The sequence below is a fragment of the Streptomyces sp. NPDC006487 genome (assembly GCF_042870555.1).
Lineage (GTDB): Bacteria > Actinomycetota > Actinomycetes > Streptomycetales > Streptomycetaceae > Streptomyces.
In genome coordinates, this window is record NZ_JBIAHN010000011.1 from 168,407 (window position 1) to 194,510 (window position 26,104).

Below are 26,104 nucleotides of genomic sequence, written 5' to 3' on the forward strand. Positions count from 1 at the left end.
CGACGAAGATCGATGCCAAGGTTCGTATCTTCCTACGGGGAAAACCCCGTACGGCCTACTGCTCGGCGAGCGCGCGGAGCCGGCTCAGCGCCCGGTGCTGGGCGACGCGCACCGCCCCGGGGGACATCCCGAGCATCTGCCCGGTCTCTTCGGCGGTCAGCCCGACGGCCACGCGCAGGACGAGGAGTTCGCGCTGGTTCTCCGGCAGGTTGGCGAGCAGCTTCTTGGCCCAGGCGGCGTCACTGCTCAGCAGCGCGCGCTCCTCGGGGCCCAGGGAGTCGTCGGGCCGTTCCGGCATCTCGTCGGAGGGCACGGCCGTACTGCCCGGATGGCGCATGGCGGCCCGCTGGAGATCGGCGACCTTGTGCGCGGCGATGGCGAAGACGAAGGCTTCGAAGGGGCGCCCGGTGTCGCGGTAGCGCGGCAGCGCCATCAGCACGGCGACGCAGACCTCCTGCGCCAGGTCCTCCACGAAGTGACGAGCGTCACCGGGAAGTCGCGACAGGCGGGATCGGCAGTAGCGGATGGCGAGGGGGTGCACGAAGGCGAGCAGATCGTGGGTGGCCTGCTCGTCGCCTTCCACCGCACGGCGTACGAGCGCGCTGACGGTGCTGTCGCCACTGTTCCGGGCGGCGCCGCTGTTCCGGGAGGCGCCGCTGCCACCTGTGGTCGGGGGTGACCCCGGGGCCTCGTCGTCGCGCATCAATCCATGGTGCCTTGGCGCCGGAGTATTCGCGGCACCGTGGCCCGTGTTGTGCGTCGAAGCGTTATGCGTCGACGGGTTGTGCGGGGTGGGTGCACCGGAACTCATGCTCTGGCCCCTCCCCTCCCGCTCGGCCGAATCGTCCCCGCGGCGACATCTCCAGGATGCGCCACACCCTCAAGCATGCGGCATCGCGCCCGAAGCGACACGTCCCTCGGATTGTGCACCGTCAATCCCCGGTACGCACCAGGGTGCGGCGGATCCGACGGCGGGAGATTCCGGTGGGCGGTCGGGACCGGGAGATCCGGGGAGCCGGGCGGGCCTGCCCGCCCGCGGCACCGCCGGCCGGTGAGGGCCGGCGGTCGCACGGTCAGCGGACCAGGCCCCAGCGGAACCCGAGCGCCACGGCGTGCGCCCGGTCGGACGCGCCGAGCTTCTTGAACAGCCGGCGGGCGTGCGTCTTGACCGTGTCCTCGGAGAGGAAGAGCTCGCGCCCGATCTCCGCATTGGACCGGCCGTGGCTCATGCCCTCCAGCACCTGGATCTCGCGCGCGGTGAGCGTGGGCGCGGCGCCCATCTCGGCCGAGCGGAGCCGGCGCGGGGCCAGCCTCCAGGTCGGGTCGGCGAGGGCCTGGGTGACCGTGGCCCGCAGTTCGGCGCGCGAGGCGTCCTTGTGCAGATAGCCCCGGGCGCCGGCGGCGACCGCGAGGGCCACGCCGTCCAGGTCTTCGGCGACCGTCAGCATGATGATGCGGGCGCCGGGGTCGGCCGAGAGCAGCCGGCGAACCGTCTCCACACCGCCGAGCCCGGGCATCCGTACATCCATCAGAATCAGGTCGGAACGGTCGGCACCCCAGCGGCGGAGGACTTCCTCGCCGTTGGCGGCCGTCGTCACACGCTCGACGCCGGGCACGGTGGCAACCGCGCGGCGGAGCGCCTCTCGGGCAAGCGGGGAGTCGTCGCAGACGAGGACGGATGTCATGACCGCCCTCCGCAGCTGCTGATGCGCGTCACCTTGAGCCTCCAGGCTGGTACGTATCGTCACCTGTGCGGTCGATGCCCCCGGACACCTGTCCGAGAACTTCTTGGTTCAACCGCCTTCGCACTCTCAACGATGGTCACTCGAAAGAGTTACGGGTCGGACGGACACCTTCGGCACTCTACGTGAGGAAGCGAACACAAGGCAGGCACCACTCTCCGCGTGTCCTCCAGATGACGGTATGCCCTATTTGGCGGCTTTCCTTCCGTTTGGCGCATGTCTGAGGCTAGATTCCCAATGAGTCATATTTACATCTACTACGACAGTAGGTGTGGAGACATGGACCGTATCCGCCTCAGTACCGGCACCAAGAGGACTACCAATGGCAGATTTCTCCCGCCTCCCCGGACCGAACGCCGACCTCTGGGACTGGCAGCTGCTGGCTGCCTGCCGCGGGGTCGACAGCTCCCTCTTCTTCCACCCGGAAGGCGAGCGGGGCGCGGCCAGGAGCGCGCGCGAGACCTCGGCTAAAGAGGTCTGCATGCGCTGCCCGGTGCGTTCTGAATGCGCCGCGCACGCACTCGCCGTCCGCGAGCCCTACGGGGTGTGGGGCGGCCTCACCGAGGACGAACGCGAAGAACTGATGGGCCGCGCACGCCATCGCCTGATCCCGGCGACGAGCGCGATCGGACCGAGCACGCCGATCGCTCCGCACTGAGCGGGCTTCACACGAAACGACCGAAGGAACGTTTCCTCGACTCGTAGACCAGCACAGCACCGACCAGCGCAGCACCGGCACGCACCCGCGTGCCGCGTACCGGACCGGGCCCGTCACCCGACCGGCCGTACCGCCGTACGGTCCTTCGCGTGGCGGCCCCGTCCGGCGCAACCGGTCCGGCACCGATAGGCCGGGTGGCCGGACCGCCGGCGCCGGACCGCCGGGGCTGGACCATAGGGGCCGGACCATAGGGGCCGGACCGTCAGCGCCGGGCGGCCCGCTCCAGCTGGGCCAGCGTCGCGGCCACCGCCGGGACCCTGGCCAGGTCGGGCAGGGTCAGCGCGACGACCTCCCGCTCGACGGCCGGTTCCACGACGAGGGTGCTCACGCCTTTGGCCCGTACGGACTCCACCGCGAGCTCCGGCAGCACCGCGACCCCGAGCCCGGCCCCGACCAGGCCGACCACGGCCGGGTAGTCGTCGGTGGCGAAGTCGATGCGCGGGGTGAAGCCGACGGCTTCGCACACCTCCACCAGATGGCGGCGGCAGCGCGGACAGCCCGCGATCCAGGGCTCGTCGGCCAGTTCCGCCATGCCCACCCGCTCCGCCCCCGCCAGCCGGTGCCCCTCGGGCACCAGCCCGACGAGCCGGTCGGTCAGCAGCGGCCGGACCACGAGGTCCTCCCACTCCGTCGCCGATCCGGAGGCACCGCCGTAGCGGAAGGCCAGTGCGAGATCGCAGTCGCCCTCGCGCAGCATCTCCACCGAGCGCGGCGGCTCGGCTTCGACCAGCGAGATGCGGGTCCCCGGATGGTCCGCGCGCATCGCCGCGAGCGCGGTCGGCACCAGCGTGGAACTGCCGCTCGGGAAGGAGACCAGCCGGACCCGCCCGGCGCGCAGTCCGGCGATGGCCGCAACCTCCTCCTCCGCGGCCGTCAGCCCGGCGAGGATGCCGGCGGCGTGCCGGACCAGCGCCTCCCCGGCCTGGGTGAGCCGCATTTCGCGCCCGGTGCGGATCAGCAGCGGGGTGCCGGCGGACTGCTCCAGCGCCTTCATCTGCTGGGAGACGGCCGGCTGGGTGCAGCCGAGCTCGCGGGCGGCGGCGGAGAAGGACCCGGTTCCGGCGACAGCGCGCAGAACTCGGAGATGGCGTGCCTCGATCACCCTTCGAGCATAAGGGGTACTTTGATTCCGGTGCGAATAATCATCGGCTGCTTTGGGGCGGTTCGGCTAGCGTGGGCCCATGCATCTGATCTCCGTGAACCTCGGCCGCGCGACGGCCGTCGAGTACACCGACGCCCCGGACGGGCTGACCGGTCACGGCAAGATTCCGGCGCCGGGACCCGTACGGGTCTTCGCCCCGGGACCCAAGGGTGTCGGCGCGAGTGGCGTGGAGGGGGACGACGTCTGCCATCTGCGCCATCACGGCGGTGACCACCAGGCCGTGTACGCGTACGCCCGCGAGGACCTGGAGTGGTGGGAGGACGAGCTCGGCCGCGAGCTGCCCGGCGGGATCTTCGGCGAGAACTTCACCACCTCCGGTCTCGACGTGAACGGCGCACTGCTCGGTGAGCGGTGGCGGGTCGGCCCCGATCTGCTCCTCGAGGTGGCCTCGGCCCGCATCCCGTGCCGGACCTTCCAGGGAATGCTCGGCGAGAAGGCCTGGGTCAAGCGGTTCACCCAGGAAGCCCGGCCGGGCGCCTACCTGCGGGTCCTGTGGGAAGGCTCGGTCTCCCCCGGCGACACCATCGAGGTCGTGCACCGTCCGGACCACGAGGTAACGGTGGAGTTCTGGTTCCGCGCCTTCACCACCGAGCGGGATCTGCTGCCGCGCACGCTGGCGGCGGGGGACGCACTGGAGCCGGAGGCTCGGGACAAGGCGCTGGCCCACGTGGAGAAGTACGGGAAGCGGGGCGACTAGGTTGCGCCTATGACGACTGCGTTGATTACGGGATCCACGGCGGGCATCGGCGCCGCCTTCGCGCGGCGGCTCGCCGCCCAGGGGCACAACCTGGTCCTGGTGGCCCGGGACACGAAGCGGCTCGGCGAGCAGGCCACCGAGCTGCACGACCGGCACGGGATCGAGGCGGAGGTGCTGGCCGCCGACCTCTCCACCGAGGCGGGCATCGCGGCGGTCGAGGAGCGCCTCGCCGACCGCAAGCACCCGGTGGACCTGCTGGTGAACAACGCGGGCTTCGGCAACAAGGGCCGCTACCTCGAGGTCTCCATGGCCGACGAGCTGACCATGCTGAAGGTCCACATCGAGGCCGTGCTGCGGCTGACCTCGGCGGCCGTGGAGCCGATGCGCTCCCGCGGGCGCGGCGGCGTGATCAACGTGGCCTCGGTGGCCGCCTTCCTGCCGCGCGGCACCTACGGGGCGAGCAAGGCCTGGGTCGTGCAGTTCACCCAGGGTGCGGCCAAGGACCTGACCGGCTCGGGCGTACGGCTGATGGCGCTGTGCCCGGGCTTCGTGCGGACCGAGTTCCACGAGCGGGCCGGCATGGGCACGGACAACATCCCCGGCTGGATGTGGCTCGACGCCGACAAGCTGGTGGCGGCGGCCCTGGCCGATCTGGCGCGGGGCAAGACGGTGTCGATCCCGGACCCGCGGTACAAGGCACTGATGAGCGTGGTGAAGCTGACCCCGCGGGGGCTGCTGGGCGGGGTGTCCTCGCGCACGGGGCGCAAGTACGGGCCCCAGTGATGGACTAGTAACCGGGCCCGTGGTGACCTGTGATTAAACGCGGCATATGGGTGAAATCTCCCTAGACTGGATGTGTCCCATCCAGCGCGGGAGGCGACGCGATGACATTCGTACAAGTGATCGATTACGAGACCAAGCGCTTCGACGAGATGAACAGCCTCATCGACCGCTATGCCGAACAGACCGCCGGCAAGCGCACGGTCACCCACACCCTCATCGGCAGGGACCGCGACTCCAAGACCCACTACGTGGACCTCGTCGAATTCCCCTCGTACGAAGAGGCCATGAGGAACTCCCAACTCCCGGAAACCGACCGGATGTTCCAGGAGATGGTGGCGCTCTGCGACGGCATGCCGAAGTTCATGAACCTCGACGTGGTCCGTGACGAGTACCTCAACAAGCTCGTCGTGAACCGCTTCCTCGAGGAGGTCGTGGGCAAGGGCAACTTCGACGCCGTCGAAGAGTGCATCGCGGCCGACTACGTCACCCACGACATCATGGAGAGCGCCGGCGAGGGCAACGGCCGCGAAGGCATCCGCAAGACCGTCGGCATGTGGCGGGGCGCCTTCGACATGACCTTCGACATGACGCGCCAGATCGCCGAAGGCGACTGCGTCACCACCCTGTGGGACTGGAAGGGCACCCACAAGGGCGAGTTCATGGGGGTCGCGCCGACCGGCAAGGAATTCACCATGTCGGGCTGTACGACCTGCCGGATCGAGAACGGCCAGATCGCCGAGGACTGGTGGTACTACGACGCCCCGGGCCTGATGCGCCAGATGGGCATGATGCCCGGATAGCTCTTCGCCCCGGGTCGGCGGCACACGGGAAAGCCCCGGTCACCACCGCTTGGCAGCGGTGACCGGGGCTTTCCCGTGCTTACTTGCCGTGCTTACCTGCCGTGCTCACCGACGAGGTCAGTGGCTGTGGCCGTGGCCACCGTGGCCGTGACCGGCGTCGCCCTCGTCGTCGGCCGGCTTCTCGACGACCAGGGTCTCGGTCGTGAGCAGCAGCGACGCGATGGAAGCGGCGTTCTCCAGCGCGGAGCGGGTGACCTTGACCGGGTCGATGACGCCGGCCTTGACCAGGTCGCCGTACTCGCCGGTGGCGGCGTTGAAGCCCTGGCCCTTCTCGAGCTCGGCGACCTTCGCGGTGATGACGTAGCCCTCGAGGCCGGCGTTCTCCGCGATCCAGCGCAGCGGCTCGACGGCGGCGCGGCGCACGACCGCGACACCGGTGGCCTCGTCGCCCGACAGGCCCAGGTTGCCTTCCAGCACCTTCACGGCGTGGACGAGAGCGGAGCCACCGCCGGAGACGATGCCCTCCTCGACCGCGGCGCGGGTCGCCGAGATGGCGTCCTCGAGACGGTGCTTCTTCTCCTTGAGCTCCACCTCGGTGGCGGCGCCGACCTTGATGACGCAGACGCCGCCGGCGAGCTTCGCCAGGCGCTCCTGCAGCTTCTCGCGGTCCCAGTCCGAGTCGGTGGACTCGATCTCGGCCTTGATCTGGTTGACGCGGCCGAGGACCTCGTCGGAAGAGCCGCCACCGTCGACGATGGTGGTGCTGTCCTTGGAGATCGTGACGCGGCGGGCGGAGCCCAGGACGTCCAGACCGGCCTGGTCGAGCTTGAGGCCGACCTCCTCGGCGATGACGGTGGCACCGGTGAGGGTGGCCATGTCCTGGAGCATCGCCTTGCGGCGGTCACCGAAGCCGGGCGCCTTGACGGCGACGGCGTTGAAGGTGCCACGGATCTTGTTGACGACGAGGGTGGAGAGCGCCTCGCCCTCGACGTCCTCGGCGATGATCAGGAGCGGCTTGGAGGCGCCGGCCTGGATGACCTTCTCGAGCAGCGGCAGGAGGTCCTGGATGGAGGAGATCTTGCCCTGGTTGATCAGGATGTACGGGTCATCGAGGATGGCCTCCATACGCTCCTGGTCGGAGACCATGTACGGGGACAGGTAGCCCTTGTCGAAGGCCATGCCCTCGGTGAACTCGAGCTCCAGGCCGAAGGCGTTGGACTCCTCGACGGTGATGACACCGTCCTTGCCGACCTTGTCCATCGCCTCGGCGATGAGGTCACCGACCTGCTGGTCCTGCGCGGAGAGCGCGGCCACGGCGGCGATGTCGGACTTGTCCTCGATCGGACGGGCGGTCGCCAGGAGCTCGTCGGAGACGGCCTTGACGGCGGCGTCGATGCCCTTCTTCAGGGCGGCCGGGGACGCACCCGCGGCAACGTTGCGCAGACCCTCGCGGACCAGCGCCTGCGCCAGGACGGTGGCGGTGGTGGTGCCGTCACCCGCGACGTCGTTGGTCTTGGTCGCGACCTCCTTGACGAGCTGCGCGCCAAGGTTCTCGTACGGGTCGTCGAGCTCGACCTCACGGGCGATGGTGACGCCGTCGTTCGTGATGGTCGGAGCGCCGAACTTCTTGTCGATGACGACGTTGCGGCCCTTGGGGCCGATCGTCACCTTGACGGTGTCGGCGAGCTTGTTGACGCCACGCTCAAGGGCGCGACGGGCGTCCTCGTCAAACTTGAGAATCTTCGGCATGGGAGCGGTTCAGCCCTCTCGTTGCTATCCCCGGCCGCTCACCGCGACCGCCTGTCAGACACGAACTACGCCCCTCGCCGCCCGGCATCAGCAGGGGTGACCAGGGGCGTAGCTCAAAGCAAAACTGGAGAAGTGATTACTTCTCGACGATCGCGAGCACGTCGCGGGCCGAGAGGACGAGGTACTCCTCGCCGTTGTACTTCACTTCGGTGCCGCCGTACTTGGAGTACAGGACGACGTCGCCGACGGTGACGTCCAGCGGGAGACGCTGGCCGTCCTCGAAGCGACCCGGACCCACGGCGAGGACGACGCCCTCCTGGGGCTTCTCCTTCGCGGTGTCCGGGATGACCAGGCCAGAGGCCGTGGTCTGCTCGGCGTCGAGCGGCTGGACCACAATGCGGTCCTCGAGCGGCTTGATGGCAACCTTGGAGCTGGTGGTCGTCACGATCTGACCTTCCGCTTCGGAGATCCGGGGTTAATTGTCTGAGGTTGCGACCAGGTCGATCCGTCGTCGCGGGTGCCGGATCTGCCTGTCGCTGTGTTGGCACTCACCAGGGGCGAGTGCCAGACGCGAGACTATTCCGGGGATTAGCACTCGGTCAAGCGGAGTGCCAATACGCGCCGCTGGATTCGTAGCCGGGGCCGCCTGCGCGAGCCCCGGATCCCGCTCCCTCGGGGCACCCCCGAGCCCCCGATCCCCGCACCAGCGCTGCCGGGGGCCAGTCCCCGGACCCCGACGCCTCCAACGCCGGCGGGGCTGAATATCCCGGACCGTCGGCGTCCACCGGCAGGCTGACATCCGCCAAATCCAGCCTCGCCGGCGTTTGAGGCGCGGGTCCGGGCAGCGCCCGGGGAACGGCGGAAGGGCGGGTAGGGGACCTTGCCCCGCAGGGCCCGGCCGCCCGCACCCGCCCACCGGACCCAAGCCGGGACGGCGGTGGCGCCAGCACCGACCGGTCGCCGCCGGACGGAGTCCGGCGCAGCGGTGCGAGCGGCGCGTCGAGGAGGCATGGTGCCCGGTATGTGAGGCTTGGGGCATGCGGATCCTGGTCGTCGAAGACGAAGTCAGCCTCGCCGATTCACTGCGGCGCGGCCTCTCCGCCGACGGCCACTGGGTGGATCTCGCCCACGACGGCCACCACGGACTGGATCTGGCCCTCACCGGAGGCCCGTACGACGTGGTCCTCCTCGACCTGATGCTCCCCGGCCTCTCGGGGTACGAGATATGCACCCGGATGCGTTCGCACGGCGTCGCCACCCCCGTGCTGATGCTGACCGCCAAGGACGGCGAGTACGACGAGGCGGAGGGTCTGGACTCGGGCGCGGACGACTACCTGACGAAGCCGTTCTCCTTCGTCGTCCTCGCCGCCCGCCTCCGCGCCCTCACCCGCCGCGCCGCCGCAGCGGGCGACGCCGCGCGGACCGGCGTCCTGCAGGCCGGCGACCTCGTCCTCGATCCCCGCGGCCGCCGCTGCCGTCGCGGCACGCACGAGATCGAGCTGACCGCCCGCGAGCTCGGCGTCCTGGGCTGCCTGATGGAACAGCCCGGCCGGGCCGTCGCCAAGCAGGACATCCTCGACGAGGTCTGGGACACCCCGCACGGCATCGACCCGAACATCGTCGAGGTCTACGTCTCCTCGCTCCGCCGGAAGATCGACGCCCCCTTCGGCCGACGCTCGATCCTCACGGTGCACGGCACCGGCTACAGGATGGCCCCGGACGGTGGCTGAACCCCGGCCACCGCACCGGCCCCGGTCCCGCCGCCTCGGCAGCCTCCGTGCCCGCGCCGCCGCGGCCGCCGCCCTCGCGATGGCCGCCGTCCTGGCCGCCGGCGGGCTGTGGCTCTACACCCTGCTGCGCGCCAACCTCATCGAGAACGCCACCGGCCGCACCGAGCTCGCCGCGCGCAAGGTGGCCGCCCAGTACGACACCGGGAGCCTTCCGGCCCGCGGCCGGCTGCCCGCGCCCGAGGGCGGGGTCGACCTGGTCCTCGTACGGAACGCGGCCGGTGCGGTCGTGGCCACCAGCGGGGACCTGAAGGACACCCCGGAGCTCACGGAGCTGACCCCCGCGCCCGGCCGGGACGTGCGGTCGGCCGTCCTGCCTCCCGCGCGCCCCGGAGCGCAGCGGCGTGTGGTGGTCGCCGTGGACGCGCCCGGTCCACCGGGGGCGCACGACCCGCACACCGTCTACGCCGCGACCGTGCTCGGCGACGTGGACGACGCCAACCGGGCCGTCGCGCTCGGCCTGCTGGCCGGCGCGCCCCCGCTGATCGTCTTCTCGGCGGCCCTGGCCTGGTGGGTGACGGGCCACGCGCTGCGCCCGGTCACCGCGATCCGCACCGGGCTGGCCGCGGTCACCGGAAGCGAGCTGGACCGGCGGGTCCCGGACCCGGGCGGCGCCGACGAGATCGCGCAGCTGGCCCGGACGGTCAACGACACGCTCGACCGGCTGGAGCGCAGCGACGCGCGGCAGCGGCAGTTCACCGCCGACGCCTCGCACGAGCTGCGCAACCCCCTCGCGGCCGTCCGGACCCGGCTGGAGGTGGCGCTGCGGGACCCCGACCGGGAGTCGGTGGCGGCCGCGCTGGCCGATACCGAGCGGCTGCAGGCCATCGCGGCCGATCTGCTCCTGCTGGCCCGCCTCGACGGCGGGCCCGCGCCGCGCACCGAGCCGGTGGACCTCGCGCTGCTGGCCGCGGAGGACGCGGCGCGGCGCCCCGCTCCCCGGGTTCCGCTACGGCTGGACGCGGGAGCTCCCGTACCGGCCGCCGGGGATCCGGCGCGGCTGGAGCGGGCGCTGGCCAACCTGGTGGACAACGCCCTGCGGTACGCCCGTACCGGGGTCGTGGTCCGGGCCGCGGCCGAGGACGGCTGGGCGCTGCTGGAGGTCACGGACGACGGGCCGGGCATCCCCGAGGCGGACCGGGACCGGGTCTTCGAGCGGTTCGTACGCCTGGACGCGGACCGGGGCCGGGCCGGCGGGGGCACCGGCCTGGGGCTGGCCATCGCCCGGGAGATCGCCCGGGCGCACGGCGGTGAGGTCCGCGCGCTCCCGGCGCCCGCCGGAGGCGCCCGGCTGGTGCTGCGCGTGCCCGCCCCGACCGGGCCCGCCCCGGCCGCGTCCGGCTCTGCCCGCACCCGCCCCTGAAGGCGCCTTCAGGACCCTCAGGGTTCCTTCAGCACCGGTACCCCAGCATCGACAGGCATGAGCGCCCACCGCAGGAAGCCCCGTGAACCGAAGCCCCCGGTGTCCGCGTCCCGCGGCCGTGGTGGCAGCCGCGGCCACAGCCGCCGCCGCAGGCTCACCCGCACCCTGCTGGCGTCCGGCTGCGCCCTGGTGGTGCTCGCGGGGGCGACCGCCTGGTACCTCTACGACGACCTCGCCTCCAGCATCGGCAGCTCGAAGGCCCTGGAGGGCGCCGAGAAGTCGAAGCACGGCGATGTGAACATCCTGCTGATGGGCCTGGACAGCCGCCGCGACCAGAACGGCGAGGACCTCCCCCCGGCGGTCCTCGACAAGCTGCACGCGGGCGCGAGCTCCGACGTCGGCGGCTACAACACCAACACCCTGATCCTGTTGCACGTCCCCGGCGACGGCAGCAGGGCACAGGCCTTCTCGGTGCCGCGCGACGACTTCGTCGAGCTGCGCGGCGTGCCCGGTTTCACCGGCAAGGCCAAGATCAAGGAGGCCTACGGGCGGGCGAAGGCCACGGTGGAGGAGGAGCTCGCGGCCAAGGGGGTCAAGGACCCGAGGCAGCTGGAGCGCGAGGGGCGCGAGGCGGGGCGCAAGGCGGAGCTGGAGACGGTGCGCACCTTCCTGGGCGTGCCGATCGACCACTTCGCCGAGCTGAACCTGGCCGGTTTCTACCACCTCGCGGACGCGCTGGGCGGCGTACCGGTGTGCCTGAACAAGCCGGTGAAGGACCGGTACTCGGGAGCCGACTTCCCGGCCGGGCGGCAGACGCTCGACGGGCAGCAGTCGCTGGCCTTCGTACGGCAGCGGCACGGTCTGACCATGGGCGACCTGGACCGGACGAAGCGGCAGCAGGCGTTCCTGGCGGGGGCCACCCACAAGCTGAACCGGGCCGGGACCTTCACCGATCCGGTGAAGCTGATCAAGCTGATCGACGCGGCGAAGCAGGACGTCGTCACCGATCAGGGGTGGGACCTGCTGTCGTTCGTGAAGCAGGCGAAGAACCTGTCCGGGGGCAACGTGGAGTTTGTGACCCTTCCCATCGAACGCTTCGGGAGGAACCACGGCGCCGAGATAAACGTCGTAGATGATATGAAGATAAAGCGGTTCATAGCCGAGCGGATCGGGCCCGGGGCCACTGCGAGCCCGAGCGCGCCTGGCGCCGCCCCCTCCTCACCGGACACACCGCCCGCGCCGCAGGGCTCCGCCCCCGGCTCCCCCCGGAGCTCCGCGCCGGCCCCCGCGCCCGCACCGTCCCGGAGCGGCGGCGAAGCCCCCGCCATCGACGGCGGCGGCGTCCCGTGCGTGGACTGAAACCCCTGACGACGGCAGGCGCACGCCGTCGCACGGAAGCACTGCTGCTCGTCCTCGTCCTCGCCGTCACCATTTCCGGCCACATCAGCGCCGGCCTCGCGATGAACGACGAGCTGCCGTCCGGTCTCACCGGCTTCGTGATCAGCATGACGCTGCTCGCTCTGGTGGGTCACCTGGCCGTGCGCCGGTTCGCTGCGTACGCGGATCCGCTGGTCTTCCCGCTGGCCCTGCTGCTGACCGGGCTGGGGCTGGTGCTGCTGCACCGGCTCGACCAGGGGTACCTCGACCGGTACAACTCTCCGGCGGTGGCTCCCGGCCAGCTGATGTGGACGGTGATCGGCGTCGCGGCCTGCATCGCGGTGCTGGCACTGCTGCGCGACCACCGCCTCCTCCAGCGGTTCATCTACATCACGATGGTCGTGGCCCTGGTGGCGCTGATCGCGCCCGCCTTCTTCGGCGCGGACACCTACGGGGCGAAGCGCTGGATCATCATCGGCGGGCTCTCCCTCCAGCCCGGCGAGTTCGTGAAGATCATGATCGCGGTCTTCTTCGCGGGCTACCTGGTGATCCACCGCGACGCGCTGGCCCTGTCGGGCCGCAAGTTCCTGGGCATGCGGCTGCCGCCGATGCGCCAGCTCGGCCCCCTCATCACGGTATGGATCATCTCGCTGATGGTGCTGGTCTTCGAGCGCGACCTCGGCACCTCCCTGATCTTCTTCGGCGTGTTCGTGGTCATGCTCTACGTGGCCACGGAACGCACCGGCTGGATCGTCGTCGGCCTGGTGCTCGCCTCGGTGGGCGCCTTCGTGGTGGGCATGACGGAACCGCACGTCAAGGCTCGTGTCGCCGCCTGGCTGAACCCGCTGTCGTACTACTGGAAGGACCGGCCGCCGGGTGTCATCTCGGACCAGTCGGCGCAGGCGCTGTTCAGCTTCGGCACCGGCGGCATCTCCGGCACGGGCCTCGGCATGGGCCATCCCGAGCTGATCAAGTTCGCGGGCCGCAGCGACTTCATCCTGACGACGGTGGGCGAGGAGCTCGGCCTGGCCGGGGTCATGGCCGTCCTGATCCTCTACGCGCTCCTCGTGCAGCGCGGGCTGCGGATGGCACTGGGCGCCCGCGACCCCTTCGGCAAGCTGCTGGCGGTGGGCCTCTCGTCGGCCCTCGCGCTCCAGGTCTTCGTGGTGGCGGGCGGCGTCACGGGGCTGATCCCGCTGACCGGCAAGGCGCTGCCCTTCCTGGCCGCGGGCGGCTCGTCCCTCCTGGCCAACTGGATCATGATCGCCCTGCTGCTGCGCATCTCCGACAGCACGGAAAGACAGCGCGAGGCGGACGCCCGGGGCCCGGCGGAAACGACGATCACCCCGCAGGTCGCCGCGGCCGGACCCGATCCGGCGCCGTCCTACAGATAGTCCTCGATACGGCCGATCCGGTAGCCCTGCTCCTGTATCCGCCGGAGCATCCGGGTCGTCATCTCGGTCTCCGTGGTGCCCTTCAGCTCGGAGGGGCCGCGGAAGTGGGCCAGGATGATGTCACCCGGTTTGAGGGCGGAGCCCTCGGCGTACTGGAAGTTGTTGATCTGCATCGACACGCGCCACAGGAGGAGCCGGGATATCCCGCACTCGTGCGCGGCCCTGAGGGTGTCGTCGTTGTGATTGCCGTACGGCGGGCGGAAGAGCGCCGGCCGCTTGCCGAAGCGGGTTTCCAGGCGGTCCTGCTGCCCGCATATCTCCTTCTTCTGCGCCTCGAAGGACAGGGTCCGCAGATTCGGGTGCGTGAGGGTGTGGTTGTTTATCGTGCTGCCGGAGCCGTTGTCGCGGAGCTTTTCGAAGTGGCCGTAGTCCGACGAGGCGATGTTGTCCGTCAGGAACATGCTGATCGGCAGTTTCAGATCGGCGGCCATCGTGAGGAACTCGGGATTCTTCTCGGCGCCGTCGTCGAACGTCAGGAAGACGACCTTGTCGTCCGCCGGGACGGGTATTCGGTCGATGACCTGGACCCGCCCCGCCTTGGCGGGCGCGATCCGGGGTTTGACGGCCGGCTTGGGCGCGTACTGGAGGGGGCCGCTGAGGCCCCACTTCTTGTACGCCCCGTCCGCCGCGGCCACCGGTTCCCGGGCCGCGGCGGAGGGGGAAGCCGCCCCCGAGGGCGACGGAGTCGCCCTGGCCTCCGTGGTCTTGCGCCCCAGTCGTTCGATGGGGTCCACGCTGTCCCCGCACCCCGTCAGGGACAGCGCGAGCGCGCCGGCCGTCAGCGTTCCGGCTACGAACCGGCGCGCGTACTTCACAAGTAATCCTCCAGGCGAGCCACGGCGTAACCCTTGTCCGTGACGGTCTTCATGACGTGACGGATCATGTCAGTCATGCTGCCCTTCCAGTCTTCCTTGCCCCGGAAGTGCGTGAGGATGATGTCCCCGGGGTGCAGGTCCTTGTCCCACTCCCGCCAGTCCATCCGGTTGGGGAAGGCCTCCTCGTTCCACAGCGGAACGGCCTTGATCCCGCAGGACTTGGCCGCGCGCAGCGTGTCCTCGTTGTAGTTCCCGTACGGCGGCCGGAAGAGCGTCGGCCGCTTGCCGAACGTCTTCTCGATCGTGTCCTGCTGTCCGCAGATCTCCTGGCGCTGCTTCTCGTAGGAGAGCGCGGGCATGTAGCGGTGGTTGAGCGTGTGGTTGTTCAGCGTGACGCCCGCCGCCTGCATCTCCTTGAAGTACGGGTAGTTGTCCCGGACCAGGTAGTCGCTCAGGAAGGCGGTGTACGGGAGCTTCAGTTCCTGCATCATCTTCAGGAACTCGGGGTCCTTCTCGGCCCCGTCGTCGATCGTCAGGAAGACGACCTTCTCCTCCGTGGGGACGGTGGTGAAGACCGGGGGCAGCTCGTCCTGGCCCTCGACCTCGAAGCCGTCGCGGGTGCTGATCTCCGGCTTCGCCTTCGGAGCCTCCGGAGCGACGAGCGGCGGCTTGGCCAGCCCCCACTTCTTCGCGGCCACGACCCGCACCTGCTGAAGGGCCTTCAGCTTCTCGGCGTAGGTGCCGAGCGCTCCGGCCGCTCCGGCCTGCTCGCCCGCGGCGCCCGCGGCGGCCTTCGCCTTGGCGGCCTTGTCCGGCGTATCGGACCCGCCGGCTCCGCAGCCCGTGCCGAGTGCGGCGACGAGCAGTGCGGCCATCGCGGCCGTACCCAACCGGCCGCGCGCGACTGCCGCGATCCGGTGACCGTGTTGCGTCTTATGTTCCGTTTGTCGGACTAGCTGCATAGTTGGGCATCTTTACACCAGCGATGCACGCACCCCGGCCGACACCGCGAGGCGGATCCGACCTTCCTCCGAGTGGCCCACCGTGGCCGACAATGGACCCGTGACCCCCGAAGACTTCGCCGCGCTCCTCGCCCCCGAGGGCCACGCCCTCCTCGACTCGCTCCGGGACTACGACCCCGCCCAGGAGCTCGCCGTCGCCACCCGGCTGCGCCGCGACCACCCCGCCGCACTGGTCTCCGCCGCCCTCGGACAGGCCCGGCTGCGGCAGCGCGCGGTGGCGAAGTTCGGGGCCGAGGACGCCCGCCGGATGTACTTCACCCCCGGCGGCGGAGAGATGGCCACCCGCGCCTCCGTTGCCTCGTACCGCGCCGAGCGGCTCGCCGCCCTGGGCGTACGGAGCCTCGCGGACCTCTGCTGCGGGATCGGCGGCGACGCCCTCGCCCTGGCCCGGCTCGGCATCCGCGTGCTGGCGGTGGACCACGATCCGCTGACCGTCGCCGTCGCGCGCGCCAATGCCGCGGCGCTGGGACTGGCGGACCTGATCGAGGTCCGGGAGGCCGATGTGACGGAGGTCGACACGGCCGGCTACGACGCCGTCTTCATCGACCCGGCCCGCCGGGGCGGACGCGGCCGCATCTTCGACCCGGAGTCCTACTCGCCTCCGCTGTCCTGGGCGATCGCCACCGCCCGGGCCGCGAAGGTCGCCGCCATCAAGATCGCCCCCGGGATCCCGCACGAGGCGGTGCCCGCCGAGGCGCAGGCCGAGTGGATCTCCGACCAGGGGGACGTGAAGGAGGCCGTGCTGTGGTTCGGGACGGCCCCGGGCGAGATCCGGGCCACCCTGCTGCCCGGTCCGCGCGCGCTGGCGACCGCCGACCCGCTGCCCGACCCCGAGGCCGGTCCCGTCGGCCGCTACCTCTACGAGCCCGACGGCGCCGTGATCCGCGCCCACCTCGTCGCCGAGGTCGCCGAGCAGCTGGACGGCCGGCTGATCGACCCGACCATCGCGTACATCACCGCCGACGAGCTGCACGAGACCCCGTACGCGACCTCGTACGAGATCACCGACGTGCTGCCGTTCGGGCTGAAGAAGCTCAAGGCGCTGCTGCGCGAGCGCGGGGTCGGCATCCTCACGGTGAAGAAGCGCGGCTCCGCGATCGAGCCCGAGGAGCTGCGCAGGAAGGTGAAGCCGCAGGGGCCGAACTCCGCCACGGTGTTCCTGACCCGGGTCGCCGGCGCCCCCTCGATGCTGATCGGCTCACCGACCGCCCGCCCCTGACGGCCCGCCGGGCCCCCGGAGTCCTCCCCCGAAGGCGCGCAGCGCCCACCGGTAGTGCGCGCCCGCCTTGCCGAGGCCCAGCAGGGCGGTGATCCACAGGATCATGCCGAGGCCCATGGTGTAGGCGACCTCGCCGTAGGTGTCGGCCCCGGGCCGGGCCGTCGCGGCCGAGGCGAACGTCACCCAGAGTCCGACCCCGCCCAGGGCGAAGGAGGCCAGCAGCCAGATCAGGCTGCGTCCGGGGGCGCGTACGGCGGCGTCCACGGGCGGGTCCCGGTCCAGCTCCGCCCAGGCGCACAGCAGCCGGCGCACCTGCCGGTCCCGCTTGGCGCCCCAGGCGAACCAGAACCCGGCCGGTATCAGCACGCCCACGCCGAGCACGGCGAAGATGAGGCCGAAGAGGTACGCGAGCGGCTCGTGCGTCTCGATGGCCATCAGCGCCATGCCGACGAAGGTCCAGCCCAGGGCGAAGACCGCCGAGACCGACCAGAGGAGCGCGAGCCGGCCGAAGCCCAGACTGCGCCGCCCGAGCTCCCCCAGGAAACGGGCACGGTCGGCCCGTACGGCCCGTACGGCGTGCTCGTCGAACCAGGCGCGCAGGTGCGGCGGAGGGGGCGGCGGCGGCAGGTCACGGCGGGGCATGCACATGACCATATCCGCACGCCAGGAGGCCGGGCGGGCCGCCCGGCCCAGGCTCAGCTTCCGCCGGGCTCCGCCACCTCCACCGATTCGAAGCGCCAGCGGTGGACCGCCCGCGTGATCAAATCGGCTGCGGGCTCCGGCAGTTCGGGCAGTTCGGCGCCCACCCCCTCGGAGGTCCGCCACCAGGTGATGACGAGCACCCGGTCCTGCGGGGCGCTGAACACCTCGCGCCGCAGCGGGTCCTGGGCCAATACCTGCGAACGGGCCCACTCCAGCAGCTCGTTGGCCCGACCGGGCACGGAGCGGGCCTCCCACATCAGCGCGACGGTGCTCACGAGTACAGGTTGTCCTTGCTCAGCTCGTGCATGTGGTCGTGGTCGTGCGCATGACCGTGCCCGTGGCCGTGCCCGTCGCCGTCGCCGTCCCCGTGGGAATGGCCGTGGGAATGGCCGGGAACATGCGGGTCGGTGACCGGAAGCGAGGAGTCCGCCGACAGGTCCCAGTCCGAGGGGGCCCTGTTGCGCTTGACCATCTCCGCGCCCAGCGCCGCCACCATCGCGCCGTTGTCCGTGCACAGCCCCGGCCGCGGCACCCGCAGGATGATCCCCGCGGCGTCGCACCGCTCCTGGGCCAGCGAGCGCAGCCGGGAGTTGGCCGCGACGCCACCGCCGATCATCAGGTGGTCGACGCCCTCGTCCTTGCACGCGCGGATCGCCTTGCGCGTCAGGACGTCCACCACGGCTTCCTGGAAGGAGGCCGCCACATCGCGCACCGGCACGTCCTCGCCCGCCTTGCGCTTCGCCTCGATCCAGCGGGCGACCGAGGTCTTGAGCCCGGAGAAGGAGAAGTCGTACGGGGCATCGCGCGGCCCCGTCAGCCCGCGCGGGAAGGCGATCGCCTTCGGGTCCCCCTCGCGTGCGAGCCGGTCGATGACCGGACCGCCGGGGAAGCCCAGCTGCAGGACGCGCGCGATCTTGTCGAAGGCCTCGCCCGCCGCGTCGTCGATGGTCGCGCCGAGCGGCCGTACGTCGGAGGTGATGTCGGGGGCCAGCAGCAGCGAGGAGTGCCCGCCGGAGACCAGCAGCGCCATCGTGGGCTCGGGCAGCGGCCCGTGCTCCAGCTGGTCGACGCAGATGTGCGAGGCCAGGTGGTTCACCCCGTACAGCGGCTTGCCCAGCGCGTACGCGTAGGCCTTCGCGGCGGAGACGCCCACCAGCAGGGCCCCCGCGAGGCCGGGGCCGGCGGTGACGGCGATGCCGTCGAGGTCGCGGGCGCTGACCCCGGCCTCCTTCAGGGCGCGCTCGATGGTGGGGACCATCGCCTCCAGGTGCGCGCGGGAGGCCACCTCGGGCACGACCCCGCCGAAGCGGGCGTGCTCGTCGACGCTCGACGCGATGGCGTCCGCGAGCAGCGTGGTGCCGCGGACGACGCCGACGCCGGTCTCGTCGCAGGAGGTCTCGATGCCGAGGACGAGCGGTTCGTCAGCCATGGGTCGTCTCACCTTGCAGGGGTACGGAGTCGGGGAGTGCGGAGTCGGGGTCCGCGGGGTCGGGTTCGGTGGGGTCCGCGGGGGCCGCGGGGTCCGCGGGGTCGGAAAGCCGGCGCATCACGAGGGCGTCCACGTTGCCGGGCTGGTAGTAGCCGCGCCGGAAGCCGATCGGCTCGAAACCGAAGCGGGCGTAGAGCTTCTGGGCCCGGACGTTGTCGACCCGCACCTCCAGCAGCACCTCGGCGCACTCGAAGGCGGTCGCGGCGCGCAGCAGCTCGGTCAGCAGCCGGGCGCCGAGGCCGGTGCCCCACTGGTCGCGGGCCGCGGCGATGGTCTGCACGTCGGCCAGGTCCCCGGCGGCGGCCAGCCCGGCGTAGCCGACGAGCCGGCCGGCCTCCTCCGCCACGACGTAGCGGCGGGTGGCACCGGGGCCGCGGGCGTGGGCCAGCTCGGACCAGAACATCCCGGCGGACCAGGCGTCCTCGGGGAACAGCTCGTGCTCCAGCTCCAGCACGGGCCCGATGTCCCACCAGCGCATCTCGCGCAGGACGACGGCTGAGGTGGCTGTCACTGCGGGGTGACCACCTTGTAGTTCTTGGGCACCTCGGCGTCGGGCCGGCGCAGGTAGAGCGGCGTCGGGGGCAGGAAGGCCTCCCCCGCCGCCAGTCTTTCCGCGGCCAGCGCGGCCAGCGCGGCGGCGCTCTGGTGCTCGGGGGCCCGCGCGTCGGTGAAAACCTCCGGGTACAGGTGCGCGCCCTGGCCTACGGCGGGCAGTCCGGCGACGCGCTCGGCGATGTCGGCCGGCCGGTCCACCGCGGGCTCGCCGGCCCGGGTCCGGGGGTCCTCGTAACGCGCCCAGTAGACCTCCTTGCGCCGGGCGTCGGTGGCCACGGTGAAGGGGCCCTCGATCCCGGCCGCACCGGCCGCGTAGGCCAGCCCGTCGAGGGTGCACAGCCCGTGGACGGGCACGCCGAGGACGGCGGCGAAGGTGGACGCGGTCACGAGGCCGACGCGCAGTCCCGTGTAGGGGCCGGGGCCGACCCCGACGACGATGCCGGTGACGGCTTCGAGCGTGACCCCCGCCTCGGCGAGGACCTTGTCGACGGCGGGCAGCAGAAGCTCCCCGTGGCGGCGGGCGTCGACCTGGTTCGACTCGGCGAGGACGGACTCGCCGTCGTGCAGGGCGACGGTGACGGCGGGCGTGGCGGTATCTACAGCGAGCAAGAGCACGCGAACAGCCTACGACTCCGGGGCCCCCGGCCCTTGCGGCCGGTCTGCGGGCACCCCTGCTGCTACCTTCGGACCAGGTGTCGGGGTGTGATCGTCCGCCTGGCATCCGACTGGCATCGACTGACCATGCGGAGAGGTGGAGCAAGGTGGCACGCAGCAGCTCGGGAATCGTGGCCGGGCTCACCGTCACGGCGCTCGCCGTCGTCGGTTTCCTCGGCTACCAGGCCTCCGCCTCCGCTCCCGCGCTTCCGCCGAAGGCCTCCGCGCAGAGCCCGGTGCCCGCTCCGAGCGACTCCGGGCCCGCCAAGACGGACCCGGCGAAGCCCGTGGCCCTTCCGGCCGGCTCCGGCACCGGGGTCCGTGTCGTGTACTCCCTGAGCGCCAAGCGCGTGTGGCTGGTGGGGCCCACCGGCGAGCCCAAGTCCTTCGCGGTGGTGCCGAGCACGGTGCACCCGGCGCCCGGCCGTTACACGGTGGGCGGCCGTACGGGCGCGGTGACCGGCTCGGACGGGGTGCCGATCGAGCACGTCGTCCGGTTCGCGAGTCCGCAGGGGGTCACGGTCGGCTTCAGCGCCCGCGTGGACAACACCCTGCCGGCGCCCGATCCGGCCAAGAAGACCGGCGGTGTCCGCATGCTGCGCGCGGACGGGAACGCGATGTGGGCCTTCGCGACGATCGGCTCGAAGGTCGTCGTCGTCCCCTGACGTCGTCCTCCCCCGACCCGGCCGCGCGGCCCGGGCTGCCGGCCCGTCCCGACACGCCGAATTCACTCGTACGGGGACTGCGCCGTCAGGCGGTCCCTCCGTTTCAGGCCGCTTCGGACTCCGGGGCGGCCTGTTCGCCGTCCTCCGTCCCTTCCCCCGCGGGATCGGGGTCCGGTACGGAGCGCTCGCGCGCGGGCGGTGTCGACACGGCGCTGGCGGCGGCGCCCGCGGCGAGCAGCGCCCCCATGGACACGGCGGACGGGCGGGGGACGCCCGCTGCTCCTGTTGCCGACATGGCTGCCTCCTGGCCGGGGCCAGCCCGTACTTAGGTACGCCTAACCAGCCCTCCGTACCATGTGACCACGCGCCCCGCCGCCCGCGCAATATCTTCCCGACGACTTGTCGGAACGTTTCTCGCCGCGCCCGCGCCGCGAAGGCGCCGCGCCTACTCCGACAGGACGCCCGCGAGGCTCTCCAGACCCGCCCCGGCCGACCAGCGCGTGCCGATCCCGCGGACCGTCACCTCGCGCACGTCGTCCAGGACCTCCTCGTGGCCCACCGCCCGGCGGATCACCACGTGCAGCCGGTCGTCGGACAGCTCTTCGACCTTGCCGTCGCCCCACTCCACGACGACGACGGACTCGGGCAGCGAGACGTCGAGGTCCAGGTCCTCCATCTCGTCCAGCCCGCCGCCCAGCCGGTACGCGTCCACGTGCACCAGCGCCGGACCGCCGGTCAGCGGGGGATGGACCCGGGCGATCACGAAGGTCGGCGAGGTCACGGCCCCGCGCACGCCCAGGCCCTCGCCGAGGCCGCGGGTCAGGGTGGTCTTCCCGGCGCCGAGCTCCCCGGTCAGCAGGACGAGGTCGCCGGGGCGCAGCAGCCCGGCGATCCGGCGCCCGAGGTCCTGCATGGCGTCGGGCGAGCCGACGGTGACGTGCGTTTCCGTGTCAGGTACTTCTTCCATGCCCGCCAACGTTAGCCGCTGCGGACACCGTCCCGGTGCGCGCGAGCAGCTCCATGAGGAGCCGGGTCACGGTGTCCGGGTGCTCCAGCATCATCAGGTGCCCGGCGGTCTCCAGGACGACCAGCTCGGCGGAGGGCAGCGCCTCCTTGATGGCCCGGCTGTGCTCCGGCGGGGTGACCATGTCGCGGTCCCCGGCGATGACGGTGACGGGGATGTCCGCGAACCGCTGGAGGGCGGCCGTCTTGTCGTGCGCCTGGAAGGCCGGGTAGAACTCGGCGACCACGTCGATGGGCGTGGCCTCGATGAGCCGCTCGGCGAACCGGGCGACACCCGGATCGACGTCGCGCGAGGCGAAGGAGTACATCTTGACCATCCCGGCGAACAGGTCGGCGGTGGCCCGGCGGCCCTTCTCCACCAGTTCCACCTGGGAACCGAGCGCCTTGAGCACCCCGGGCAGCAGGCGCCGTACCGTGCTGAAGCCCAGGGAGGGCAGCCCGTACGTGACCTCGTCCAGCCGGCCGCTGGAGGTGCCGACCAGGGCCACGCCGGCCACGCGGTCCCGGATCAGTTCGGGGAACTCCTGGGCCAGCCCCATGATGGTCATCCCGCCCATCGAGTGACCGACCAGGATCAGCGGGCCTTCGGGAGCGGCGGCGTCGATGACGGCCTTCAGGTCGCGGCCGAGCTGTTCGAAGGTGACCGGCTCGCCGTCGGCCTGGGCCAGGCCGCGCGCACTGCGGCCGTGGCTGCGCTGGTCCCAGTACACGGCGCGGACCACGCCGCGCAGGGCGGCGCGCTGGAAGTGCCAGGAGTCCTGGGCCAGGCAGTAGCCGTGGCAGAACACCACGGTCGGCCGGAGCGGGGCCTTGCGGCGCAGCCGGCGCCGCTTGCCCTCCTCGGGCAGCTCGTCGACCTCGTAGTAGAGCGCGGTGCCGTCCTCGGCCCGCGCGGTGCCGGGGGCTCCGCGCAGGGATCCGTAGTCCCCGGTCGCGTCGAGAGCCAGGCGCGCCTTCATGCGCATGCCCCGGCCGACGGTGATCCGTTCGACGGCGACCCCGGCCGCCGCTCCGGCGGCTATCACGCCGATGGCAGCGCCCGCCCAGCCCGCCTTGCGCCAGTTCTCGCTCACGCCGCCGTCCTCACTCAGCCGCCGAGGTACACGCGGGGGACCCGGCCCCCGATACGGGTGACGATCTCATAGGCGATCGTGTGCGCCGCTCGAGCCCAGTCCTCGGCGGTGGGTTCACCGCGCTCCGCGTCCCCGAAGATGACGGCCTCGTCGCCGGCGCGGGCGTGGCCCCCGTCCAGGTCGACCACGAACTGGTCCATGGCCACGCGCCCGGCGACGGTGCGGATGCGGCCGCCGACGAGCACCGGGCCGAGCCCGGACGCCTGCCGGGGGACGCCGTCGGCGTAGCCCGCGGGGATCAGCGCGAGGGTGGTCTCCCGCTCGGTGACGTAGTGGTGTCCGTAGCTGACGCCGTGCCCGCCCGGCACGGTCTTGACCAGCGCGACCGTGGCCTTCAGGGTCATCGCGGGCCGCAGGCCGAGCTGGGCGGGGGTGCCGAGCTCGGGCGCGGGCGAGACCCCGTAGACGGCCAGGCCGCAGCGGACGAGATCGAAGTGGGATTCGGGGAGGGTGAGGGTGGCCGGCGAGTTGGCGATGTGCCGGACCTCGGGCTCGACGCCCTCCTTCTCCGCGTACGCGAGCATGTCGCGGAAGGCGGTCAGCTGGAGCTGGATGGAGGGGTGTCCGGGCTCGTCGGCGCAGGCGAAGTGCGACCAGACGCCGGTGACGCGGACGGTCCCCTCGGACTGGGCGGCGACGGCCGCGGTCACCAGGGCCTCCCAGTCGGCGGGCTGGCAGCCGTTGCGGCCGAGGCCGGTGTCGGCCTTCAGCTGGATCCTGGCCGTCAGTCCGGTGGCGCGGGCGGCCTCCCGTACCTCGTCGAGGGCCCACATCGCGCTGACGGACACGTCGATACCCGCCTCGACGGCCTCCCGCCAGGGTCCGCCGGGGGTCCACAGCCAGCACATGACGGGCCCTTCGATCCCGGCGGCGCGCAGCGCGAGGGCCTCCTCGGGCGTGGCGGTCCCGAGCCAGCTCGCGCCGGCCTCCTGGGCGGCCTTGGCGCAGGCCACGGCCCCGTGCCCGTAGGCGTCCGCCTTGACGACCGCCATCAGGGCGGAGCGGGGGGCCCGCTCGCGCAGGGCCCGTACGTTCGCCCGGACGGCGTCAAGATCGATCTCGGCGTACACGCGCGCGGCTGTCTCGTTCATCCCCCACAGTCTCTCAGAGCCCCGCCCACCGGGCCGAACAGGCAGGGCCACGCCCTCACGCGCAGACCGGCCGCGGGCAAATCCAGCCCCGCCGTCGTTGGAGGCGCGGGGGTCCGGGGGCAGCGCCCCCGGAAACGGCGCCGCACCCTGCTACGGCCCGGCACCCGAGCTCCGGGCCTAGGCCGTCTCTTTCGGATCTTGCCTGGCCCGCGCCGCCCGGCAAGATCCGAAAGAGACGACCTAGCGGCCGGCGACATCGCGCCACGCCCGCGGCAGGGCTTCGGCCACCTGGTGCGCCAGGAGGGGGCCGCCCGCGAGGCGGGCCGCCAGGCCGTGGAGGTACGCCGCCACCGACCCGGCGTCCAGGGCCGGCAGGCCGGCCGCCAGCAGGGACCCGGCCAGCCCGGACAGCACGTCCCCGCTCCCGGCGGTGGCCAGCCACGGGGTCCCGGTCGGGTTCACCCGGACGGGGCCGGGCCCGGCCGGGGCGATCAGGGTCGTGGACCCCTTCAGCAGCGCCACCGCCCCGTACCGCTCCGCGAGCCCCCGCACGGCCTCCAGCCGGCCCGCCTCGACGCTCTCCCGTGCGAGCCCCAGCAGCGCCGCCGCCTCCCCCGCGTGCGGGGTCAGCAGGGTCGGGGCCGCCCGGGCCCGCAGCTCCCCGGGGTCCAGCCCGCGCAGCCCGTCCGCGTCCACCAGCACCGGCACCGGCTGCGACAGCGCCTCCCGCACCTCCGGGCCGCCCTCGTCGCCCAGCCCGGGCCCGACCACCCAGGCCTGGACCCGGCCGGTTCCGATCAGCGTCTCCGGGTACCGGGCCAGCACGGCGTCCGCCACCGCCGGCGGCCCCACGTAGCGCACCGCGCCCGCGCCGCCCCGCAGCGCCCCCGCCACCGCGAGCACCGCGGCGCCCGGGTAGCGCGCGGACCCGGCGACGATCCCGAGCACGCCGCGCCGGTACTTGTCGCTCGACGCCGTCGGCTCCGGCAGCAGCCCGGCCACGTCGGCGTGCTGCAGGGCCTCCGTCTCAGGAGCCCCGAAAGCCAGCCCGATGTCCACCAGGTGCAGCGCCCCCGCCCGCGAGGCCCCCGGGTCGATGAGCAGCCCCGGCTTGTACGCCCCGAAGGTCACCGTCACGTCCGCCGTGACGGCCGCTCCGGCCACCTCCCCGGTGTCCGCGTCCACCCCGCTGGGCAGGTCCACCGCGACCACCACCGCGCCCGCCGGGATCCGCTCCACCAGCGCGGCCGCGGCCGGCCGCAGTGCGCCCCGGCCGCCGATGCCGACCAGCCCGTCGAGCACCAGGTCGGCCCGCTCGGGCACGGCCGCTTCGAGGCGGCCGCCGGCGGCCCGCAGGGCGGCCAGTCCGCCCGCGTGCAACCGCTGCGGATCCATCGCGACGGCCGTCACCCCGGCCCCGCGCCGGGCCAGCTTCGCGCCCGCGTGGAGGGTGTCGCCGCCGTTGTCCCCCGGGCCGACCAGCAGCACCACGCGGGACCCGTACACGCGGGGCAGCAACCGGACGCAGACGGCGGCCAGTCCGGCCGCCGCCCGCTGCATCAGGGTGCCTTCGGGCAGCCGGGCCATCAGCTCGCGCTCGGCGGCCCGTACGGTCTCCACGGTGTAAGCAGTACGCATGGCACCAGCCTGCCCGAAGGAGGCGCCGGGACGGCCTATCCCTCGGCGATGACCACGGCGGAGGCGATGCCCGCGTCGTGGCTGAGGGAGATGTGCCAGGACTTCACGCCCAGCGCCAGGGCCCGCGCCTCCACCGTGCCCGACACCCGCAGGCGGGGCTGCCCGGTCTCCTCGACGTACACCTCGGCGTCGGTCCACAGCAGCCCGCCGGGCGCGCCGAGCGCCTTGGCGAGCGCCTCCTTGGCGGCGAACCGGGCGGCGAGCGAGGCGGTCCCGCGCCGCTCGCCGCCCGGCAGGGTCAGTTCCGCGTCGAGGAACAATCGCCCGGCCAGGCCCGGCGTGCGCTCCAGCGCCGCGCCGAACCGCTCGATCTCCGCCACGTCGATTCCGACGCCGATAATCACAACAACAGCTCCAACTGGGCCACTACTCCACGGTCACCACGGTGCTCGACCGCCGGTGGCCT

The 26,104-nt window shown here is 72.3% G+C and carries 28 protein-coding genes; 10 read left to right on the plus strand and 18 right to left on the minus strand.

Annotation, left to right across the window (positions count from 1 at the left end; all coding sequences use genetic code 11):
* Nucleotides 1-55 precede the first annotated feature (55 nt).
* Nucleotides 56-703 carry a sigma-70 family RNA polymerase sigma factor gene (locus ACFYM0_RS20595; RefSeq protein WP_388503306.1) on the minus strand — a complete coding sequence of 216 codons (648 nt, stop codon included), beginning with the start codon at nt 701-703 and terminating at the stop codon, nt 56-58.
* A 370-nt stretch (nt 704-1,073) separates the two neighbouring features.
* A complete protein-coding gene (locus ACFYM0_RS20600; RefSeq protein WP_003948568.1) occupies nt 1,074-1,685 on the minus strand; it encodes a response regulator transcription factor in 612 nt (203 codons plus the stop codon).
* Nucleotides 1,686-2,064: 379 nt separating this feature from the next.
* On the opposite strand from ACFYM0_RS20600, the gene ACFYM0_RS20605 reads away from it, so the two are divergent.
* Nucleotides 2,065-2,400 (plus strand): WhiB family transcriptional regulator, encoded by a 336-nt coding sequence (locus tag ACFYM0_RS20605; RefSeq protein ID WP_266905387.1) that lies wholly within the window; start codon nt 2,065-2,067, stop codon nt 2,398-2,400.
* Between the two features lie 262 nt (nt 2,401-2,662).
* Here ACFYM0_RS20605 and ACFYM0_RS20610 read toward each other — a convergent pair whose 3' ends face one another.
* Nucleotides 2,663-3,562 (minus strand): LysR family transcriptional regulator, encoded by a 900-nt coding sequence (locus ACFYM0_RS20610; protein ID WP_388503310.1) that lies wholly within the window; start codon nt 3,560-3,562, stop codon nt 2,663-2,665.
* A 79-nt stretch (nt 3,563-3,641) separates the two neighbouring features.
* Between ACFYM0_RS20610 and ACFYM0_RS20615 the strand changes: the two genes are divergently transcribed.
* The 3 genes from ACFYM0_RS20615 (at nt 3,642) to ACFYM0_RS20625 (ending at nt 5,902) form a co-directional block, all read left to right on the plus strand.
* The gene (locus ACFYM0_RS20615) at nt 3,642-4,319 is read left to right on the plus strand and encodes an MOSC domain-containing protein (protein ID WP_388503313.1); all 678 of its coding nucleotides are present in this window, start codon (nt 3,642-3,644) and stop codon (nt 4,317-4,319) included.
* Between the two features lie 9 nt (nt 4,320-4,328).
* The gene (locus ACFYM0_RS20620) at nt 4,329-5,102 is read left to right on the plus strand and encodes an SDR family NAD(P)-dependent oxidoreductase (RefSeq protein ID WP_388503316.1); all 774 of its coding nucleotides are present in this window, start codon (nt 4,329-4,331) and stop codon (nt 5,100-5,102) included.
* A gap of 101 nt (nt 5,103-5,203) precedes the next feature.
* Nucleotides 5,204-5,902 carry an ester cyclase gene (locus ACFYM0_RS20625; protein WP_388503319.1) on the plus strand — a complete coding sequence of 233 codons (699 nt, stop codon included), beginning with the start codon at nt 5,204-5,206 and terminating at the stop codon, nt 5,900-5,902.
* Nucleotides 5,903-6,019: 117 nt separating this feature from the next.
* Here the strand turns inward: ACFYM0_RS20625 and groL are convergent, their stop codons facing one another.
* Both groL and groES read right to left on the minus strand, forming a co-directional pair.
* The gene (gene groL, locus ACFYM0_RS20630) at nt 6,020-7,651 is read right to left on the minus strand and encodes a chaperonin GroEL (RefSeq protein ID WP_388503322.1); all 1,632 of its coding nucleotides are present in this window, start codon (nt 7,649-7,651) and stop codon (nt 6,020-6,022) included.
* A 136-nt stretch (nt 7,652-7,787) separates the two neighbouring features.
* The gene (groES, locus tag ACFYM0_RS20635; protein WP_008739621.1) at nt 7,788-8,096 is read right to left on the minus strand and encodes a co-chaperone GroES; all 309 of its coding nucleotides are present in this window, start codon (nt 8,094-8,096) and stop codon (nt 7,788-7,790) included.
* 592 nt (nt 8,097-8,688) lie between these two features.
* Here groES and ACFYM0_RS20640 point away from each other — a divergent pair.
* The 4 genes from ACFYM0_RS20640 to ACFYM0_RS20655 are packed head-to-tail and all read left to right on the plus strand — an operon-like array spanning nt 8,689 to nt 13,572.
* Complete coding sequence (locus ACFYM0_RS20640) at nt 8,689-9,381, plus strand: response regulator transcription factor (protein WP_388503325.1); 693 nt, start codon at nt 8,689-8,691, stop codon at nt 9,379-9,381.
* Entirely contained in the window at nt 9,374-10,801 is a 1,428-nt protein-coding gene (locus tag ACFYM0_RS20645; protein ID WP_388503328.1) for a sensor histidine kinase, read from the plus strand. The genes ACFYM0_RS20640 and ACFYM0_RS20645 overlap by 8 nt, the downstream gene beginning before the upstream one ends.
* Nucleotides 10,802-10,858: 57 nt before the next feature.
* Entirely contained in the window at nt 10,859-12,160 is a 1,302-nt protein-coding gene (locus ACFYM0_RS20650; RefSeq protein ID WP_388503331.1) for an LCP family protein, read from the plus strand.
* On the plus strand, nt 12,148-13,572 hold the full coding sequence (locus ACFYM0_RS20655) for an FtsW/RodA/SpoVE family cell cycle protein (protein WP_388503332.1): 1,425 nt from the start codon (nt 12,148-12,150) through the stop codon (nt 13,570-13,572). Before ACFYM0_RS20650 ends, ACFYM0_RS20655 begins: the two co-directional genes overlap by 13 nt.
* On the opposite strand, the gene ACFYM0_RS20660 is transcribed toward ACFYM0_RS20655, so the two are convergent.
* Nucleotides 13,563-14,447 (minus strand): polysaccharide deacetylase family protein, encoded by an 885-nt coding sequence (locus ACFYM0_RS20660; RefSeq protein ID WP_388503335.1) that lies wholly within the window; start codon nt 14,445-14,447, stop codon nt 13,563-13,565. The genes ACFYM0_RS20655 and ACFYM0_RS20660 overlap by 10 nt on opposite strands.
* On the minus strand, nt 14,444-15,409 hold the full coding sequence (locus ACFYM0_RS20665; RefSeq protein ID WP_388503338.1) for a polysaccharide deacetylase family protein: 966 nt from the start codon (nt 15,407-15,409) through the stop codon (nt 14,444-14,446). Before ACFYM0_RS20665 ends, ACFYM0_RS20660 begins: the two co-directional genes overlap by 4 nt.
* A gap of 55 nt (nt 15,410-15,464) precedes the next feature.
* On the opposite strand from ACFYM0_RS20665, the gene ACFYM0_RS20670 reads away from it, so the two are divergent.
* A complete protein-coding gene (locus tag ACFYM0_RS20670) occupies nt 15,465-16,688 on the plus strand; it encodes a methyltransferase domain-containing protein (RefSeq protein WP_388503628.1) in 1,224 nt (407 codons plus the stop codon).
* Here ACFYM0_RS20670 and ACFYM0_RS20675 read toward each other — a convergent pair.
* From ACFYM0_RS20675 to tsaB, 5 genes are read right to left on the minus strand one after another with little or no spacing between them, the layout of a single operon-like run.
* Nucleotides 16,668-17,330, minus strand: coding sequence for a hypothetical protein (locus ACFYM0_RS20675; RefSeq protein WP_388503340.1), 663 nt, complete (start codon nt 17,328-17,330; stop codon nt 16,668-16,670). The two genes, ACFYM0_RS20670 and ACFYM0_RS20675, sit on opposite strands and share 21 nt — an antisense overlap.
* A gap of 53 nt (nt 17,331-17,383) precedes the next feature.
* Nucleotides 17,384-17,665, minus strand: a complete 282-nt coding sequence (locus ACFYM0_RS20680) for a hypothetical protein (RefSeq protein WP_388503343.1) — start codon at nt 17,663-17,665, stop codon at nt 17,384-17,386.
* Entirely contained in the window at nt 17,662-18,819 is a 1,158-nt protein-coding gene (gene tsaD / locus ACFYM0_RS20685; RefSeq protein ID WP_388503345.1) for a tRNA (adenosine(37)-N6)-threonylcarbamoyltransferase complex transferase subunit TsaD, read from the minus strand. The genes ACFYM0_RS20680 and tsaD overlap by 4 nt, the downstream gene beginning before the upstream one ends.
* Complete coding sequence (rimI, locus tag ACFYM0_RS20690) at nt 18,812-19,357, minus strand: ribosomal protein S18-alanine N-acetyltransferase (protein ID WP_388503631.1); 546 nt, start codon at nt 19,355-19,357, stop codon at nt 18,812-18,814. The genes tsaD and rimI overlap by 8 nt, the downstream gene beginning before the upstream one ends.
* A gap of 29 nt (nt 19,358-19,386) precedes the next feature.
* On the minus strand, nt 19,387-20,049 hold the full coding sequence (tsaB, locus tag ACFYM0_RS20695; protein WP_388503348.1) for a tRNA (adenosine(37)-N6)-threonylcarbamoyltransferase complex dimerization subunit type 1 TsaB: 663 nt from the start codon (nt 20,047-20,049) through the stop codon (nt 19,387-19,389).
* Nucleotides 20,050-20,195: 146 nt separating this feature from the next.
* On the opposite strand from tsaB, the gene ACFYM0_RS20700 reads away from it, so the two are divergent.
* Nucleotides 20,196-20,753: a hypothetical protein gene (locus tag ACFYM0_RS20700; RefSeq protein ID WP_388503351.1), complete on the plus strand. Its 558-nt coding sequence runs from the start codon at nt 20,196-20,198 to the stop codon at nt 20,751-20,753.
* Nucleotides 20,754-20,856: 103 nt separating this feature from the next.
* Here the strand turns inward: ACFYM0_RS20700 and ACFYM0_RS20705 are convergent, their stop codons facing one another.
* From ACFYM0_RS20705 to ACFYM0_RS20730, 6 genes are all read right to left on the minus strand, one after another.
* Nucleotides 20,857-21,048 carry a hypothetical protein gene (locus tag ACFYM0_RS20705; protein WP_388503352.1) on the minus strand — a complete coding sequence of 64 codons (192 nt, stop codon included), beginning with the start codon at nt 21,046-21,048 and terminating at the stop codon, nt 20,857-20,859.
* Nucleotides 21,049-21,198: 150 nt separating this feature from the next.
* The gene (gene tsaE / locus ACFYM0_RS20710) at nt 21,199-21,720 is read right to left on the minus strand and encodes a tRNA (adenosine(37)-N6)-threonylcarbamoyltransferase complex ATPase subunit type 1 TsaE (RefSeq protein WP_388503355.1); all 522 of its coding nucleotides are present in this window, start codon (nt 21,718-21,720) and stop codon (nt 21,199-21,201) included.
* A complete protein-coding gene (locus ACFYM0_RS20715; RefSeq protein ID WP_388503358.1) occupies nt 21,704-22,849 on the minus strand; it encodes an alpha/beta fold hydrolase in 1,146 nt (381 codons plus the stop codon). Before ACFYM0_RS20715 ends, tsaE begins: the two co-directional genes overlap by 17 nt.
* Before the next feature lie 14 nt (nt 22,850-22,863).
* Nucleotides 22,864-24,000: an alanine racemase gene (gene alr, locus ACFYM0_RS20720; protein WP_388503359.1), complete on the minus strand. Its 1,137-nt coding sequence runs from the start codon at nt 23,998-24,000 to the stop codon at nt 22,864-22,866.
* 240 nt (nt 24,001-24,240) lie between these two features.
* Entirely contained in the window at nt 24,241-25,638 is a 1,398-nt protein-coding gene (locus tag ACFYM0_RS20725; protein ID WP_388503362.1) for an NAD(P)H-hydrate dehydratase, read from the minus strand.
* 35 nt (nt 25,639-25,673) lie between these two features.
* A complete protein-coding gene (locus ACFYM0_RS20730) occupies nt 25,674-26,042 on the minus strand; it encodes a holo-ACP synthase (protein ID WP_388503364.1) in 369 nt (122 codons plus the stop codon).
* Nucleotides 26,043-26,104 lie beyond the last annotated feature (62 nt).